The sequence below is a fragment of the Sagittula sp. genome (assembly GCF_052825245.1).
This window is the reverse complement of the sequence record NZ_JBRBWD010000042.1, coordinates 1-15,155: the sequence shown is the minus strand read 5'-3', so window position 1 is coordinate 15,155 and position 15,155 is coordinate 1. Positions and strand designations below refer to the sequence as shown.

Genomic DNA, 15,155 nt, shown 5'->3' with positions numbered 1-15,155 from the left:
GGGGCGGACATATCAACCTCTTTCCATTTGCAACTGCGGCGCGGTTGCCGCTCGTCGGTTACAGGAATAACACTCGGGCAGCCGCCCGGGTTCCATCGGGCACGACCAGAAGGAGCACCGCGATGAAGGCCGAAGCCCCCCAGACCATCTATCTCAAGGACTACACCCCGTTCGGCTGGCACGTCGAAAGCGTGCACCTCACCTTCCGTCTGGCGCCGAACAGCACCCGCGTGCTGTCGAAGATCCGTTTTGCCCCCAACCCCGACGCCCCGGCGCAGGACTTCTTCCTGCACGGCGAGATGCTGAAACTGATCGGCGCGAAGATCGACGGCGCACCCGTCACCCCCGATGTGACCGACGAGGGCCTGACCGTCACCGTCCCCTCCGGCGCCTTCCTCTGGGAAGCGGAGGTGGAAATCGACCCGAAAGGCAACACCGCGCTCGAAGGGCTTTACATGTCGAACGGCATGTACTGCACCCAGTGCGAGGCGGAGGGGTTCCGCAAGATCACCTACTACCCCGACCGCCCCGACGTGATGTCGACCTTCACCGTCCGGATCGAGGGCGACGAGAAGGTAAAGCTGTCGAACGGCAACCCGCAGGAAGCGGGAGAGGGCTTTGCCGAATGGCACGATCCCTGGCCGAAGCCCGCCTACCTCTTTGCACTGGTGGCCGGCGACCTCGTGAACTTTCCGGGCGCCTTCACCACCATGTCCGGCAAGGAGGTGGAGCTGAACATCTGGGTCCGCCCCGGCGACGAGGACAAGTGCGCCTTCGGGATGGAGGCGCTGAAGAAGTCGATGAAGTGGGACGAGGACGTTTACGGACGTGAATACGACCTTGATATCTTCAACATCGTGGCCGTCGACGACTTCAACATGGGCGCGATGGAGAACAAGGGCCTGAACGTCTTCAACTCCTCCTGCGTGCTGGCCTCGCCGGAGACCTCGACCGACGCGAACTTCGAACGGGTCGAGGCGATCATCGCGCACGAGTATTTCCACAACTGGACCGGCAACCGCATCACCTGCCGCGACTGGTTCCAGCTTTGCCTGAAGGAGGGCCTGACGGTCTTCCGCGACGCGCAGTTCACCTCCGACATGCGGTCGGAGCCGGTCAAGCGGATCTCCGACGTGATCGACCTGCGCGGCCGCCAGTTCCCCGAGGACCAGGGCCCGCTGTCGCACCCCGTCCGCCCGGAAAGCTTTCAGGAGATCAACAACTTCTACACCGCCACGGTCTACGAGAAGGGTGCCGAGGTGATCGGCATGCTCAAGCGTCTCGTGGGGGACGAGGCCTATGCCAGGGCGCTCGACCTCTACTTCGACCGCCACGACGGGCAGGCCTGCACGATCGAGGACTGGCTGAAGGTCTTCGAGGATGCGACGGGCCGCGACCTTGCCCAGTTCAAGCGCTGGTACAGTCAGGCGGGCACGCCGCGCGTGTCGGTGTCCGAATCCTTTGCGGACGGCACCTATTCGCTGACCTTCCGGCAAGAGACCCCGCCCACCCCGGGCCAGCCCGAGAAGGCGCCGCAGGTGATCCCGATGGCCGTGGGGCTGCTGAATCCCAACGGCGACGAGGTGCTGCCGACGACGCTCCTCGAGTTTAACCAGTCTGAACAAACCTTTAATTTCAGTGGTTTCGCGGCGAAACCTGTGCCCTCCCTGCTCCGCGGATTCTCCGCCCCCGTGGTGCTGGACCGGGAGGCAGGCCGCGACGAGCAGGCGTTCCTCCTGGCCCACGATACCGACACCTTCACCCGCTGGGACGCCGGCCGGCAGCTTGCCCGCGAGACGCTGGTGGACATGGTCCTGACCGGCGCGACGCCCGACATGGCCTATATCGACGGGCTGGAGGCGGTGCTTCGCGACGAAACCCTCGACCCCGCCTACCGGGCGCTGATGATGGGCACGCCCTCCCAGTCGGAGCTGGCGCAGGTGCTGGCCGACCGCGGGCACGTTCCCGACCCCGACGCCATCTGGCAGGCCGCCGAGACGCTGGCGCAGGTCAAGGCGGAGCGCTGGACCGACCTCCTGCCGCGCCTCGCCGCGGAGGCGGAGGTCACCGCCCCCTACAGCGCCGACGCCGAACAGTCGGCCCGCCGGGCGCTTGGCGCGGCGGTGCTGTCGCTGCAGACCCGGCTCGACGGCGGGGCCGCGGCGGAGGCGCAGTTTGGCCGCGCCGACAACATGACCCTGCAGCTTTCGGCCCTGTCGAACCTGATCCGCGCGGGCCGGGACGATGCGGCGCTGGAGGCCTTCCACGACCAGTGGCAGGGCGACCGGCTGGTGATGGACAAGTGGTTCGGCCTGCAGATCGCGGCCACCACGCCGGAGAAGGTGGTGCCCCGGACCGAGGCGCTGACCGCGCATCCGGCTTTCGACTGGAAGAACCCCAACCGTTTCCGGGCCGTCATGGGGGCAATGATGATGCACCATGCCGGTTTCCATTCGGTGGACGGTGCGGGCTATCGCCTGCTGGCGGACTGGCTGATCCGGCTCGACGACGTGAACCCGCAGACCACGGCGCGGATGTGTTCGGCCTTCCAGACCTGGCGGCGCTACGATGCCGGGCGGCAGGAGATGATCCGGGCGGAGCTGGAGCGTATCCGGTCGAAGCCGAAGCTGAGCCGCGACGTGGACGAGATGGTGAGCCGTATTCTCGGCGCCTGAGGGCGGGGCGTCCGGCCGGAGCCTTCGGCCATTCGGGGCGTTTCGCTGCCTGCGGCAGCGATCCGGTGGGGGCCTTGCCCCCACACCCCCAAGGTATTTGGGCCAAGATGAAGCATATTCGCTTGGCAATGGCGCGCGCGCCGGGGCCTTCGGGCCGGGCGCGCCTTGCAGATGTGGGACGGCCGGGTCTAGCCTTGCGCGCCGGTCAGACGGGAGAATGGGGTCCATGAGCAGCAACAGAGATTTCGGGAATTTCATGACGGGACGTGCGTCGTGAGCGGGGTGCTGATCGTCACCGGTGCCTCTGCCGGGATCGGGGCTGCCACGGCACGCAACGCCGCGTTCAACGGCTGGCCGCGCATCGTGGTGCATTACGGGCAGGACAAGGCGGGCGCCGAGGACACTGCCTCTGTGGTGGAGAGCATGGGGGCGCAGGCCTACCTGTTGCAGGCCGATGTCTCGAAACCGAAGGCCGTCCAGAAGATGTTCGACACCATTTCGGGGATGAAGCCGGGGCGGGTCGGACTGGTGAACAACGCAGGCATCGTGGCGCAGACCGGCACGATCACGGACCTGACGCCGGAGCGGGTGGAGAAGGTCTTTGCCGTCAACGTCCTGGGCGCCATCGAAGTGGCGCGGCAGGCGGTGGGCCTGATGCGGGCCTGGGGCAAGGGCGGCAGTATCGTCAACATCTCGTCTGCGGCGGCGCGGCTGGGGTCGGCCAACCAGTACATCGATTACGCCGCGAGCAAGGGCGCCATCGACACCTTCACGCTGGGGCTTGCGGACGAGCTGGCGCCGGAGGGCATCCGGGTCAACGCCATCCGGCCCGGCCTGATCGAGACCGCCATCCACGCCAAGGGCGGTGTGCCCGACCGGCTGGAGAAGCTGGGGAAGACGCCGCCCATGGGCCGCCCCGGCACCGCCGACGAGGTGGCCGAGGCGGTCCTCTGGCTGCTGTCGGAACGCGCCTCCTATGTCACCCGCACGATCCTCGACGTGGCCGGGGGGCGGTGACCGGACCCCTGCCGGTTCTGGAACATCGCGCCTCGGGGCGGACGCCTTGGGCGGCGCTGGTGCTGATCCTCGTGTGGCTGGCGATCCTGACGCTCTGGCTGGTGCTGGAGGCCGCGGGCTGGATCGTGGCGCTGCTGATGCTGGTCACCCTGCCCGCCGCGCTCGACTTTGCCCGCGACCGGCAGGCCGGGCTCCGGCTGGACGACCGGACGCTGGCCTGGCGGTCGGGCGGCAGCGAGGGGGAGATCGCGCTGGAGCGCATCCGGACCGCACGCTTCGAGACCCGGCTGGACCTGTCGGTGCGCGCCCGGCTCGTCACCGACGACGGACGCCGCATCACCCTGCCGCAGGACTGCCTGCCGAAGCCGCCCGCGCTGGAGGAGGCGCTGAGGCGACGTAACGTCACGACGGAGCGTCACCATTTCGGCCTGCGCCCGGACCGTTAGCCGCCCTTTCCCTGCACGTCCGGTGCGTTATGTATAGCAGGACGTATTCCGGAGCGCCGGTCGGACTGTCCCCGCCGGCGGCTGTTAACCGCCATGACGCAGCGGTGCACTGTCGTCTGGACAGCTGCGCCCCTGTCTGTCATGGAAACTTTAACAACTTGTGATCATGGCTGACGAATGAAAGACCGTATCGACCCCCTGATCGAGGAACGCGCGCCATGGTTCTCGCGGCAGAATTCTTTCGTTGCCGCTGCCCGCGCCGTCCTCGAACGGCTGCTGACATATGACCACACGCTGGAGGTGGCCGGTCAGCTCGACCACATGACGGCGCAGGACGGTTTCCGCCTGCTGGGCAGCCTGATCGCCAAGGACGTGGAGATCTCCGGCCTCGACAATATCCCCCGCCACGGACCGGCGCTGATCGTGTCGAACCACCCTACCGGGCTGGCCGATGGTGTGATCCTCTACAATGCGCTGGGGACGATCCGGCCCGACACCTATTTCTTTGCCAACAAGGACGTGGTGCGCGTCCTGCCGCAGCTCGACGACATCGTCTGCCCGGTGGAATGGCGGCAGGAGAAGCGGTCGCATGCCAAGACGCGCGAGACCATGGCCTATTGCCGCCGCGCGGTGGAAGACGGCCGGCTCGGCGTGATCTTCCCCTCGGGCCGGCTGGCCAAGCGGCGCGGCCTGTCGCTGCACGAGAGGCCCTGGATGGCGAGCGCGGCGATGATCGCGCGCAAGCTGGACCTGCCGGTGATCCCGGTGAACATCCGCGCGCGCAACTCGGTGATGTTCTACCTGTTCGACCTGCTGCACCCGACGCTGCGCGACATTTCCCTGTTCCACGAGACGCTGAACAAGGCGCGCCAGCCGTTCCGCATCACCGTGGGCGAGCCGATCTCTCCTTCTGCGCTGCCGGCGAAGAGCGAGGAAGGCATCGAGATCCTGCGCCGGGCGACCTTGTCGCTGGGCGGGCCGAAGGCACCTGCGGTGAGCCTTCTGGACGCGACGCGGCGGCCGAGCTGGCTGAAGGCCTGAAGGCTTTGCACATCTGACAAGCGAAAGGCCCGCACTCTGGCGGGCCTTTTTGTTTTCCGGATGTCTGGCGGCTTGCGGCGATCAGCCTTCGGACTGGGTGCTGATGAGCATCCGGACCGGGTTGTCCATCGCCTCCCGCAGGGTTTCCACCGGCGGCAGCGCGTCCTTCAGGGCGCGGGCGAAGACGGAGATCGGGCGGGCCTCCGGGCGGACGTTCTCGAACGAGGCGAGGATCGTGCGCATGCGCTCGGTCTCCCACTGCTGCTGGAGTTCGTCGGGCCGCGCGACGGGGCGCAGCGAGCGGGCGATGCCTTGGCAGTAGCTCTGGCTGCGGGTCCAGTCCATGATGTCGCTGCGCTTGCGCGAGGAGTGGAACGGGCCCCAGTCGGCGGCGACGCCGCGCATGCCCGCGCTGACCACCTTGTCGCGCTTGACCGTCACGGCCATGATTCGCAGCGCGCAGGAGAGGTTGTCCTCCGGGTCCTTGAGGGCCGATCCGCTCTTTGCCTTGCACTGATAGCGACGTGCGGTGTCGGGCAGGATCTGCGTCAGACCGTACCAGCGGCCGCCGCCGCCCACCGCGGTGGGGCGATGTGTGCTTTCGTGCCACGCCAGCGAAGAAATCAGCCCGACCCAGAAGGCTTCGCGCTGTTCGCGGCTTGCGGTCGGATACGCCGGGCAGTACGAAGCGATATCCCTCGGCACAATATCGGGGAGCGCGTGGGCGTGGCTCCGCAATCCCTTGAGGACGGCGAGTGTCCAGCTTTTGCGACCGGGTTTGGTGTCCCATCTTGCATCCGGGACGGCGAGGCGACGCTGTTTCGGGCGCACCGATGCCATCACCGCCTGCTCGGGGGCAGCTACGGTTGGCACGGGCCCGACCTGTGACAGCAACGGATTGGCATCCGCAGCGGTCCAGACCGACGATGTCCCGATGAGCGTGATAAGGGCAGCAGCACGCAACATGACCGCGGCACCCTGCCGGAAACGATCCGGATTCGCAATACCGCCAAATGATGCAAAATTGCGCAGGATTGCCGCACCCGCGAAGGCGCTGATGAAGATCGCACCGTTTTGCGGACGGCATGGCCCGGGACGGGGATTGTTAACGGTCGGGTAACCAATGCGGCGGCCGCAGGCAGACGTTCCGAAAAACGTCGGATATAGGTCGGGGCGGTTCCGCGAAGCCGCCGTCTTTTGGCCCACATGCGCCGACAGACTGGGGGCCTGCATCCTGCTGCTGCCTGCCCGGAACCGTCCTCACCATGCGCCCGAACCGCTATGCCGACCAGAGAGCCCTGCGCGCCCGCCTTGGCACGGCCACGCTGCCGCCGCTGCGCCCTCGGGTGGAGATCGCGGTGCGCGCACCCGGCCCTGACGCGGCGCAGCGGGCCGACCACATCGCACGGGGCCGCCACCTTGCGCGGCAGGAGGCCTGGGACGAGCTGGCCGAACTGATCGCCGCCGCCGACCGGGGCGGGCAACTGACCGACGGGTTGTTCCCGGTGGCGCTGCTGCTGGCGCAGGGGGCGCGGTCGGACGTGGTGCAGGCCGCCCGCGAACTGGTCCGCCGCGGAGAGCCGAAGACGGCACGCGCAATCCTCGCCGCCTTCCGCGCGGCTCTGGAGGATGAGGACGCGGGCCCTCCGCTCGACGGGCTGGCGGCGCTGGCGCATGTGGACGTGGCGCTCTCGTGGCGCGGCGCTTCCGCCCCGGCACAGCTTTCGGCACAGCGCCGCGCCGCCTATGCCTGGCACATGGGAGAGGCGCGCGCGCTCGCCGACCGTCACGACGCGTTCGAGGCGGGATCGTCCTACTGGGCCGCGCTGCGCTGCGCCGTGCTGGAGGCGGACCCGGCGCCCGCCGCCCGTGTCGCCGACGATTACGAGGACCTCGTCGAACTGGCGCCGGAGGTGCCCGCCCACATGATGGCGCTGGGACACGACCTGCGCCCGCGCCGCTTCGGCAGCTGGGAAATGCTCGACATCCAGGCCCGCCGCGTGATCGGCCAGACCTGCGACATCTGGGGCATGGCGGGCTACACATGGGTCTATATCGGCGCGCTGGAGCGTGACGCGGGCGCGCTGCGCCGGGTCGATGCCGAGATCTTCACCGAAGGGTTGCACGACATATTGCAACGCCATCCGACGCAGGACATGGCCAACCGGATGGCCGCCTTCACCGGGCTGACGCTGGGCGGCCCGTCCGACCCGGGCTCTGCCCGCCGTCGCCTTGCCGATGCCTTCGGCTGGATCACACAGGACTACCTGCGCGAACTGCACCCGGAGATCTGGGCCAACGCCCCCTCCCCCGGTCGCCCCATGCCGCCGGAGGATTCGCAGGACACCGTCCGCCGCGGCCGGGTGCGGGCGATTTCCACCATGGCCGAATATTACGCCCCGGCGCTGGACGTGGGCCGACGCCTCGTCTTCACGCCGGACGGCGTGCGGATGCTGAAGGGGGATTGAGGGCCGTAGCCAATTGGCCGCGGATTTGCTGCCTCCGCAGGCGTGTGCCGTGACCGGAGACCGGACAGGCCGGATTTTGCGCAGATGCAGCGCAAGAGCCCCTCGCCCGGCGGGTTCCGGCTGGCGCAGCGCGCGGCCCCGCGCCATGATGCGCGGGCGGTCCGGCGCCGGGGCCTTGCTCCGCCCCGCCCGGTGTTCTAGACCGCAACCCATTCTTGAGCATCGCGAGGCCCCGACATGCTGGATCTGACCTACGAGACCCCGAAACCCAAGGTGATCGCCGGGGCGAAGCACGACTGGGAACTGGTCATCGGGATGGAAGTGCACGCGCAGGTCGCGTCCAAGGCCAAGCTGTTCTCCGGTGCCTCGACCCAGTTCGGGGCAGAGCCGAACTCAAACGTGTCCTTCGTGGACGCGGCCATGCCGGGGATGCTGCCGGTCATCAACGAATACTGCATCGAGCAGGCGGTGCGCACGGGCCTTGGCCTGAAGGCGCAGATCAACCTCGTCTCTGCCTTCGACCGCAAGAACTACTTCTACCCCGACCTGCCGCAGGGCTACCAGATTTCGCAGCTCTATCACCCGCTGGTGGGCGAAGGCGAGATCCTCGTGGACATGGAGCCGGGGATCGCCCGCAAGGTGCGGATCGAGCGCATCCACGTCGAACAGGACGCCGGCAAGTCGATCCACGACATGGACCCGAACATGTCCTTCGTCGACCTCAACCGCACGGGCGTCGCGCTGATGGAGATTGTCTCGCGCCCCGACATCCGCGGGCCGGAAGAGGCCGCCGCCTACATCGCCAAGCTGCGCCAGATCCTGCGCTACCTCGGCACCTGCGACGGCAACATGCAGAACGGCAACCTGCGGGCCGACGTGAACGTGTCGATCTGCCTGCCCGGCGCCTACGAGAAGTACCAGGAGACGCAGGACTTCGGCCACCTCGGCACGCGCTGCGAGATCAAGAACATGAACTCCATGCGGTTCATCCAGGCGGCCATCGAATACGAGGCGCGCCGCCAGATCGCCATCGTCGAGGGCGGCGGCAAGGTCGACCAGGAGACGCGGCTCTACGATCCGGACAAGAACGAGACACGCTCCATGCGGTCGAAGGAAGAGGCGCACGATTACCGCTACTTCCCCTGCCCCGACCTGATGCCTCTGGAGATCGAGCAGGCCTGGGTCGACGACATCGCCGCCTCGCTGCCGGAACTGCCGGACGAGAAGAAGGCGCGCTTCATGGGCGATTTCGGCCTGACGGAGTATGACGCCAACGTGCTGACCGCCGAGACGGTGAACGCCGCCTATTTCGAGCAGGTCGTGACGGAGGCGGGCGACGGCAAGCTGTCGGCCAACTGGGTCATCAACGAGCTTTTCGGCCGCCTGAAGAAAGACGACCGCGACATCACCGACAGCCCGGTGGCGCCCGGCCAGCTGGCGGCGATCATCAAGCTGATCAAGTCGGACGCGATTTCCGGCAAGATCGCCAAGGACCTTTTCGAGATCGTCTATACCGAGGGCGGCGACCCGGAGAAGATCGTCGAAGAGCGCGGCATGAAGCAGGTCACCGACACCGGCGCGATCGAGACGGCGGTGGACGAGATCATCGCCGCCAACCCCGCGCAGGTGGAGAAGGCCAAGCAGAACCCCAAGCTCGCGGGCTGGTTCGTGGGCCAGGTGATGAAGGCGACCGGCGGCAAGGCCAACCCCAAGGCGGTCAACGAGATCGTCGCGCAGAAGCTGGCGCAGTGACGCGGCACCGGTGATGCGATCCGGCGGGGGAACCTCGGGATGAAACGGCTGCGCGACGAGCTTCTGGTCTACAACGAACGGATCAAGCTGGTCGCGACGTCGCTGAACGCCATCGCGCTGGGGCTTCTGGGCTTTGCGGTGCTGCGTCCGGCGACCGACACGGCGCTCTCGCTGGAGCTGTCCTCGTTGTGGTGGGCGGTCATTGCACTGGCATTTCACGCGCTTTCGCACTATATGTTGGGAAGACTGCACAAGGAGTCTGCCGATGACAGCCTATGAATTCTGGATGCCGCTGGTGCTTCTGGGCGGGTGTTCCCTCGGCGTCCTGTGGATGCGGCACGAGGGCAAGGTGCTTGAACGCCGCCTCGAGGAAGCCCGCGCCGAAAAGCGCCCCACGAAGTGACTGCAGCGCCGCAAGGCGCCGCGCGGTGGTCCCTTGGCCACCTTCTGACTCCCTCAAATCGTTTGTCCGATCGTGGGTCTTCCGAACTTGGGGGACAGCAAAGTCATGCCGTATTCGCAATGCCCGGCCGCCCATCGCGGCAAGATCATTGCGCGCAGGCGCCCTTTCTCGCATTCAAATTCCGCTACGTAAGGATTCCCTGACTGACAAACCCGTGATGTTTGCGTTATCTTCCCTGTACCGAAGGGTAGTTCACCCCGAGGCAGTCCCAGGATTGGTCGGGGCGACACGCAAAAGATTGGCAGCGGGGGATTTGATCCGTTTGTTCAGAGCTGACAGGGGCCAGGTCGTGAGACCGGCCCCTTTTTGCGTGTGGCCACGGTTGCGGCACGGGGCATGTGCGGACCGTATGCGGCGCCTAAAGGGGGCAGGTTTTCGCTTCACTCGCCCTGTTGGGCTGATACTCTGCCCGACATGAGGTACGAATACCGGATCGTCCCGGCCCCGGAGAAGGGCGAGAAGCTGAAGGGCGCCAGTGCGGAGGCGCGCTTTGCCGCCGCCGTCGAACGTGTGCTGAACGACATGGCCGCGCGGGGCTGGGAGTACCAGCGCACCGACACCCTGCCCGCAACCGAGCGCGCCGGGCTGACGGGGGCGGAGACGGTCTGGCGCAACCTTCTGGTGTTCCGCAGGCCGCGCGCGGCGGATGCGAGCGTCTTCCAGCCGCGCCTGCTGGAGCCACCGCAGACCGCCAGCGTCACGGTCTCTGCGCCGCAACTATGGCGGGTGGAGGACACGCACGCAGATCCCGAGGCAGAGCCGCCTGCCCCGCCGGCCCGCCCCCCGCGCACGCCGGTCGGTCCGCGCGATGCGGCGGACGTGGCGCTGCGCACGGCGCTGACCGGCCCGATGGACGGCGGCTCCTCTCCCGAGGGGTCGGCCTGACCTCCGTTCCCGCGCTGCCACGCGATTGCGCAGCGCCCGCCGGACCTGCCGGATGGGACGGCAGGAGGCACGGGCAGCATCCCGCGGGTCGCGACATTTTTTCCGGCTGCCCCCTGTTCTCCGGACGACAAATGTCTAAAATCTGGCGTCCGAGTCGAGATGAGGTGAGAGATGAGCAGACCCGATCCCTTCGGTTTCGACATGTCCGTCAGGTCCGCGAAGAAGAAGAACCCGCGCGGCCGGAAGGGCATGACCGGCGAATCCGAGACATCGCAGCGCGTCTGCGATCATGACGGCTGCGAGGAACCGGGCAAGTTCCGCGCACCCAAAGCCCCCGATGTGCTGGACGACTTCTACTGGTTCTGCAAGGACCACGTCCGCGAATACAACGCACAGTGGTCCTTCTTCGAGGGCAAGACCGAAGCCGAGATGAACGCGCAGGCCTCGTCCGACAAGGTGTGGGAACGCAAGACCAAGGACTGGCGCGATCCGGAGGCGAAGGCCTGGGCCCGGCTGGGCATCGAGGACCCGCACCAGGTGCTGGGCGACAAGGCGACGCGCAACCCGGGCCGCAAGAAGGCCGGTGGCGGGCGCAAGCTGCCGCCGACCGAACGCCGCGCGCTGGAGATCCTGGAGGCCGAGGACACGCTGACCAAGGCGGAGCTCCGCAAGGTCTACAAGAAGCTGATCAAGGTGCTGCACCCGGACATGAACGGCGGCGACCGCTCCCAGGAAGAGCAGCTGCAGGAAGTCGTCTGGGCGTGGGACCAGATCAAGGAATCGCGCAACTTCAAGTAAGGGCGCGCCCTTCCCCAAACACGAAATTGGCCCGGGTCATTTCACGCATGGTGCGTGAAGCGACCCGGGCCTTTTACGTTCGGGGGATCGTTGCGGCAGGTCAGGCCGGCTGGAAGGTCAGCGACACGCCGTTGATGCAGTGCCGCTTGCCGGTCGGCGGCGGGCCGTCGTCGAAGATATGCCCGAGGTGCGAACCGCAGCGGCGGCAGTGGCACTCGGTGCGCACCATGAAGAGCGCGCGGTCGGGCTTCGTCTCGATGGCATTGGGCAGCGCCTCGTAGAAGGACGGCCAGCCGGTGCCGCTGTCGAACTTGGTCTTCGAGGAGTAGAGCGGCAGGTCGCAGCCCTTGCACAGGAAGGTGCCTGCGCGCTTCTCGTCGTTCAGCGGCGAAGTGTAGGCCCGTTCCGTGCCTTCGCGGCGCATGACCTTGTACTCGATCTCGCTGAGCATGGCGCGCCACTCGGCCTCGCTCCGGTTGACTTCGAAGCTGGCGGCCTCGGCGGCGCGGGCGCCGAAACCGAGCGCGGCGGCGGCGGCGATGAAGGTTCTGCGGTTCATGATGTGCCTCCTCCTGTCTGGTGTGTGTCGGCGTGGGAAAGGTTGTGCCCGAAAGGATGCGCATCATCCCGGTGTCGGGCAAGGTCAGGGCGCGCACGTCTGCGCGAGGCGGGAGCAAAGCCCAGGGTCTGGTGGCCCCGCGCTTGGTGCGCGCCCTTTCGACGGGGCGGGAGGACCCCCACCCCATTCGAGGGACCGCTTACTGCCTCGGCAGCAGGACGCGGTCGATCACGTGGATGACGCCGTTGGACTGGCGGACATCGGCGAGGGTCACGGTGGCCTCGCGGCCGTTCTCGTCCGTCAGGACGATGTTGTTGCCGCTCATCTTCGCCTGGAGCGTGCAGCCGCCCACGGTCGGCACCGGGTGCATGCCGCCGTCATCCGCGATCATGCCCATGAGGGCATCGGACATGGCGTTGGCGGCGACCACGTGGCAGGCGAGGATCTGACCGAGCTGTTCCTTGTGCTGGGGCATCATCAGTTGCTGCAGGCTCTCGTCGGAGACCATGCCGAACGCCTTGTCGGTCGGCGCGAAGACGGTGAAGGGCCCTTCGGAATTGAGCGTGTCCACGAGGCCCGCCTGCTTGACCGCCGCGACCAGCGTGGTGTGGATCGGCGAGTTTACCGCGTTCTCGACGATGGTCTTGTCCGGATACATCGGCGCGCCCCCGACCGTAGGCACGTCGGCGGCAAGGGCCGGCGTGGTCATGAGGGCGAGGATGGCGGTGGCTGCAAAGGTCTTCATTTGTGGTCTCCCTGTGTTCCGGAGCGGCACCGTCCCGGGCCGCGCTCACCTCCAGCCACGATGACGCGGCGGCAGAGTTTCACACGACCGGGTCACGGTGCATCACGGCGGCGTGAGGCGCAGCACCGCATTTACGCCCCCGGATGACGCTTTTCATGCGGGCGCTTCTGCGCGGGCGGGCTAGGTAAGGCGCATGAGTTACGTGCTGCACTATGCCCCCGACAATGCCTCGCTGATCGTCCGGTTGGCGCTGGAAGAGCTTGGCGTGCCCTATGTCACGCGGCTGGTCGACCGCGCGGCCCGCGCGCAGGAGAGCGCAGAGTACCGGCGGGTGAACCCCGCGGGCCTGATCCCCGCGCTGGAGACGCCGGACGGCACGCTTTTCGAGACGGCGGCGATCCTGTTGTGGCTGGCGGACCGGCACGGGCGGCTGGCCCCCGCGTCCGAAGACGCCGGGCGCGGCGATGTCCTGAAATGGCTGGTCTTCGTGTCGAACACCGTGCACACCGGGCTGCGGATGACCTTCTACCCGGAGAAATACGTGGGGCCGGACCCGCAGGCGCAGGCGGCGCTGCTGGCCACCCTGCGCGGCGCGGACGGGACGGGCATGACCCTGGCCCGCGCGCTGGCGCTGCTGGACGGGGTGATCGGCGGGCGCGACCCGGAGGCGCCGCCCGATGCGCTTGCGATCTATGTCGCGGTCCTGCTGCGCTGGTGCGCGCTTTACCCGCATGGCGACACCGGCTGGTTCCGGCTCGCCACTTACCCGGCGCTAAATGCGCTGGCGGAAAGGGTGGAAACCCGCCCGTCTGTACAGAAGGCCGCCCTGGCCGAGGGGTTGGGACCGACCCCGCTCAGCAATCCGCGTCCCGCACAGCCACCAGAAGGGAGTGCGCTCTGATGTTCCTGTCCGTGTTCGACATGTTCAAGGTAGGGGTCGGCCCGTCGTCCTCCCACACGATGGGGCCGATGGTGGCGGGTGCGCGCTTCCTCGACCGGCTGCGGCAGGCGCCGTTCCGCGCGCACGGGCTGAAGGCGCACCTCTACGGCTCGCTCGCCTTCACTGGCGTGGGCCACGCCACCGACCGCGCGACGGTGCTGGGCCTTGCCGGGTTCGCGCCGCAGACCTACGACCACGAGGCTGCCGAGGCCGCGCTGGCCCGCATCCGCGAAACCGGCACCGTGGCGCCCGAGGGGCTGCCCGAGATGCGCTTCGACATGGGACATGACCTGCGGTTCGACTTCGGCGCCGCGCTGCCCGGCCACGCCAACGGCATGGTGATCGAGGCGCTGGACAAACAGGGCGACGTGATCCTGCAGGAGACCTACTACTCCGTGGGCGGCGGCTTCGTCCTGACCGCCGACGAGCTGGCCGCCGGCAAGGACACCGACAACGGCCCGCCGGTGCCCTACCCGTTCAAATCCGCCGCAGAGATGATGGAGATGGCGGACCGCTCCGGCAAGACCATCGCCGAGATGAAGCGCGCCAACGAGATCTCGCGCGGCGGGGCCGACAACCTCGACCGGGGGCTCGCGCGGATCTGGGAGGTGATGAACCGCTGCATCGACCTCGGCATGGAGGGTGAAGGCATCCTGCCCGGCGGACTGGGCGTGAAGCGGCGCGCGCGGCGCATCCACGAACAACTGGTGGCGGAACGCGGCATGAACCAGTCGGCCCCGCACGTCTGCAACGACTGGATGAGCGTCTACGCCATGGCGGTGAACGAACAGAACGCCGCCGGTGGACAGGTTGTGACGGCGCCGACGAACGGCGCGGCAGGCGTGGTGCCCGCGGTGATCCGCTACTGGCTGGACCACGTGCCGGGCGCGACCCGCGCCCGCATCCCCGACTTCCTGCTGACCGCCGCCGCCATCGGCGGGCTGGTGAAATACAACGCCTCGATCTCCGGCGCCGAGGCGGGCTGCCAGGCAGAGGTCGGCAGCGCCGCCGCCATGGCCGCCGCCGGCCTCGCCGCGGTGATGGGCGGCACGCCCGCGCAGATCGAGAACGCCGCCGAGATCGCGTTGGAGCACCACCTCGGCATGACCTGCGATCCGGTGAAGGGGCTGGTGCAGGTGCCCTGCATCGAACGCAACGGCCTCGGCGCGATCAAGGCGGTCTCGGCCGCGTCGCTCGCCATCCGCGGCGACGGCACGCACCTCGTGCCGCTGGACGCGGTGATCGAGACCATGCGCCAGACCGGCCAGGACATGCACGAGAAGTACAAGGAAACCTCGCTCGGAGGTCTGGCGGTCAACGTGCCGAACTGCTGAGACGTTTCGCCTTGCTGGCGCAAGGCGATCCG

15 protein-coding genes are annotated in these 15,155 nt (G+C 67.7%); 12 read left to right on the top strand and 3 right to left on the bottom strand.

The window, feature by feature from the left end; genetic code table 11:
- The first annotated feature begins 122 nt into the window (after positions 1 to 122).
- The 4 genes from pepN (at position 123) to ACU0DV_RS18395 (ending at position 5,179) form a co-directional block, all read left to right on the top strand.
- Positions 123 to 2,675 carry an aminopeptidase N gene (gene pepN, locus ACU0DV_RS18410; RefSeq protein WP_446269807.1) on the top strand — a complete coding sequence of 851 codons (2,553 nt, stop codon included), beginning with the start codon at positions 123 to 125 and terminating at the stop codon, positions 2,673 to 2,675.
- Positions 2,676 to 2,948: 273 nt separating this feature from the next.
- Positions 2,949 to 3,692 carry an SDR family oxidoreductase gene (locus ACU0DV_RS18405; protein ID WP_446241437.1) on the top strand — a complete coding sequence of 248 codons (744 nt, stop codon included), beginning with the start codon at positions 2,949 to 2,951 and terminating at the stop codon, positions 3,690 to 3,692.
- Positions 3,689 to 4,138, top strand: coding sequence for a hypothetical protein (locus ACU0DV_RS18400; RefSeq protein WP_446241436.1), 450 nt, complete (start codon positions 3,689 to 3,691; stop codon positions 4,136 to 4,138). The genes ACU0DV_RS18405 and ACU0DV_RS18400 overlap by 4 nt, the downstream gene beginning before the upstream one ends.
- A 177-nt stretch (positions 4,139 to 4,315) precedes the next feature.
- On the top strand, positions 4,316 to 5,179 hold the full coding sequence (locus tag ACU0DV_RS18395; protein ID WP_100930120.1) for a lysophospholipid acyltransferase family protein: 864 nt from the start codon (positions 4,316 to 4,318) through the stop codon (positions 5,177 to 5,179).
- An 81-nt stretch (positions 5,180 to 5,260) separates the two neighbouring features.
- Here the strand turns inward: ACU0DV_RS18395 and ACU0DV_RS18390 are convergent, their stop codons facing one another.
- Positions 5,261 to 6,052: a transglycosylase SLT domain-containing protein gene (locus ACU0DV_RS18390; RefSeq protein WP_370311937.1), complete on the bottom strand. Its 792-nt coding sequence runs from the start codon at positions 6,050 to 6,052 to the stop codon at positions 5,261 to 5,263.
- Between the two features lie 392 nt (positions 6,053 to 6,444).
- Here ACU0DV_RS18390 and ACU0DV_RS18385 point away from each other — a divergent pair, with 392 nt between their 5' ends.
- The 6 genes from ACU0DV_RS18385 (at position 6,445) to ACU0DV_RS18360 (ending at position 11,545) form a co-directional block, all read left to right on the top strand.
- Positions 6,445 to 7,647 (top strand): hypothetical protein, encoded by a 1,203-nt coding sequence (locus ACU0DV_RS18385; RefSeq protein ID WP_446241435.1) that lies wholly within the window; start codon positions 6,445 to 6,447, stop codon positions 7,645 to 7,647.
- Positions 7,648 to 7,884: 237 nt separating this feature from the next.
- On the top strand, positions 7,885 to 9,399 hold the full coding sequence (gene gatB / locus ACU0DV_RS18380; protein WP_100930117.1) for an Asp-tRNA(Asn)/Glu-tRNA(Gln) amidotransferase subunit GatB: 1,515 nt from the start codon (positions 7,885 to 7,887) through the stop codon (positions 9,397 to 9,399).
- Positions 9,400 to 9,438: 39 nt separating this feature from the next.
- Positions 9,439 to 9,678: a hypothetical protein gene (locus tag ACU0DV_RS18375; protein ID WP_100930116.1), complete on the top strand. Its 240-nt coding sequence runs from the start codon at positions 9,439 to 9,441 to the stop codon at positions 9,676 to 9,678.
- Positions 9,665 to 9,802, top strand: a complete 138-nt coding sequence (locus ACU0DV_RS18370; protein WP_157815039.1) for a hypothetical protein — start codon at positions 9,665 to 9,667, stop codon at positions 9,800 to 9,802. The genes ACU0DV_RS18375 and ACU0DV_RS18370 overlap by 14 nt, the downstream gene beginning before the upstream one ends.
- Before the next feature lie 474 nt (positions 9,803 to 10,276).
- Positions 10,277 to 10,747, top strand: coding sequence for a DUF4177 domain-containing protein (locus ACU0DV_RS18365; RefSeq protein ID WP_446241434.1), 471 nt, complete (start codon positions 10,277 to 10,279; stop codon positions 10,745 to 10,747).
- Positions 10,748 to 10,918: 171 nt separating this feature from the next.
- The gene (locus ACU0DV_RS18360) at positions 10,919 to 11,545 is read left to right on the top strand and encodes a J domain-containing protein (RefSeq protein ID WP_100930114.1); all 627 of its coding nucleotides are present in this window, start codon (positions 10,919 to 10,921) and stop codon (positions 11,543 to 11,545) included.
- A 100-nt stretch (positions 11,546 to 11,645) separates the two neighbouring features.
- Here ACU0DV_RS18360 and msrB read toward each other — a convergent pair whose 3' ends face one another.
- The gene (msrB, locus tag ACU0DV_RS18355) at positions 11,646 to 12,104 is read right to left on the bottom strand and encodes a peptide-methionine (R)-S-oxide reductase MsrB (protein WP_100930113.1); all 459 of its coding nucleotides are present in this window, start codon (positions 12,102 to 12,104) and stop codon (positions 11,646 to 11,648) included.
- A 199-nt stretch (positions 12,105 to 12,303) separates the two neighbouring features.
- On the bottom strand, positions 12,304 to 12,849 hold the full coding sequence (locus tag ACU0DV_RS18350) for a fasciclin domain-containing protein (RefSeq protein ID WP_446241433.1): 546 nt from the start codon (positions 12,847 to 12,849) through the stop codon (positions 12,304 to 12,306).
- A gap of 193 nt (positions 12,850 to 13,042) precedes the next feature.
- Here ACU0DV_RS18350 and ACU0DV_RS18345 point away from each other — a divergent pair, with 193 nt between their 5' ends.
- Together ACU0DV_RS18345 and ACU0DV_RS18340 are read left to right on the top strand one after the other, a co-directional pair.
- Complete coding sequence (locus ACU0DV_RS18345; RefSeq protein ID WP_446241432.1) at positions 13,043 to 13,750, top strand: glutathione S-transferase family protein; 708 nt, start codon at positions 13,043 to 13,045, stop codon at positions 13,748 to 13,750.
- Positions 13,750 to 15,123 carry an L-serine ammonia-lyase gene (locus ACU0DV_RS18340; protein ID WP_446241431.1) on the top strand — a complete coding sequence of 458 codons (1,374 nt, stop codon included), beginning with the start codon at positions 13,750 to 13,752 and terminating at the stop codon, positions 15,121 to 15,123. Before ACU0DV_RS18345 ends, ACU0DV_RS18340 begins: the two co-directional genes overlap by 1 nt.
- Positions 15,124 to 15,155 lie beyond the last annotated feature (32 nt).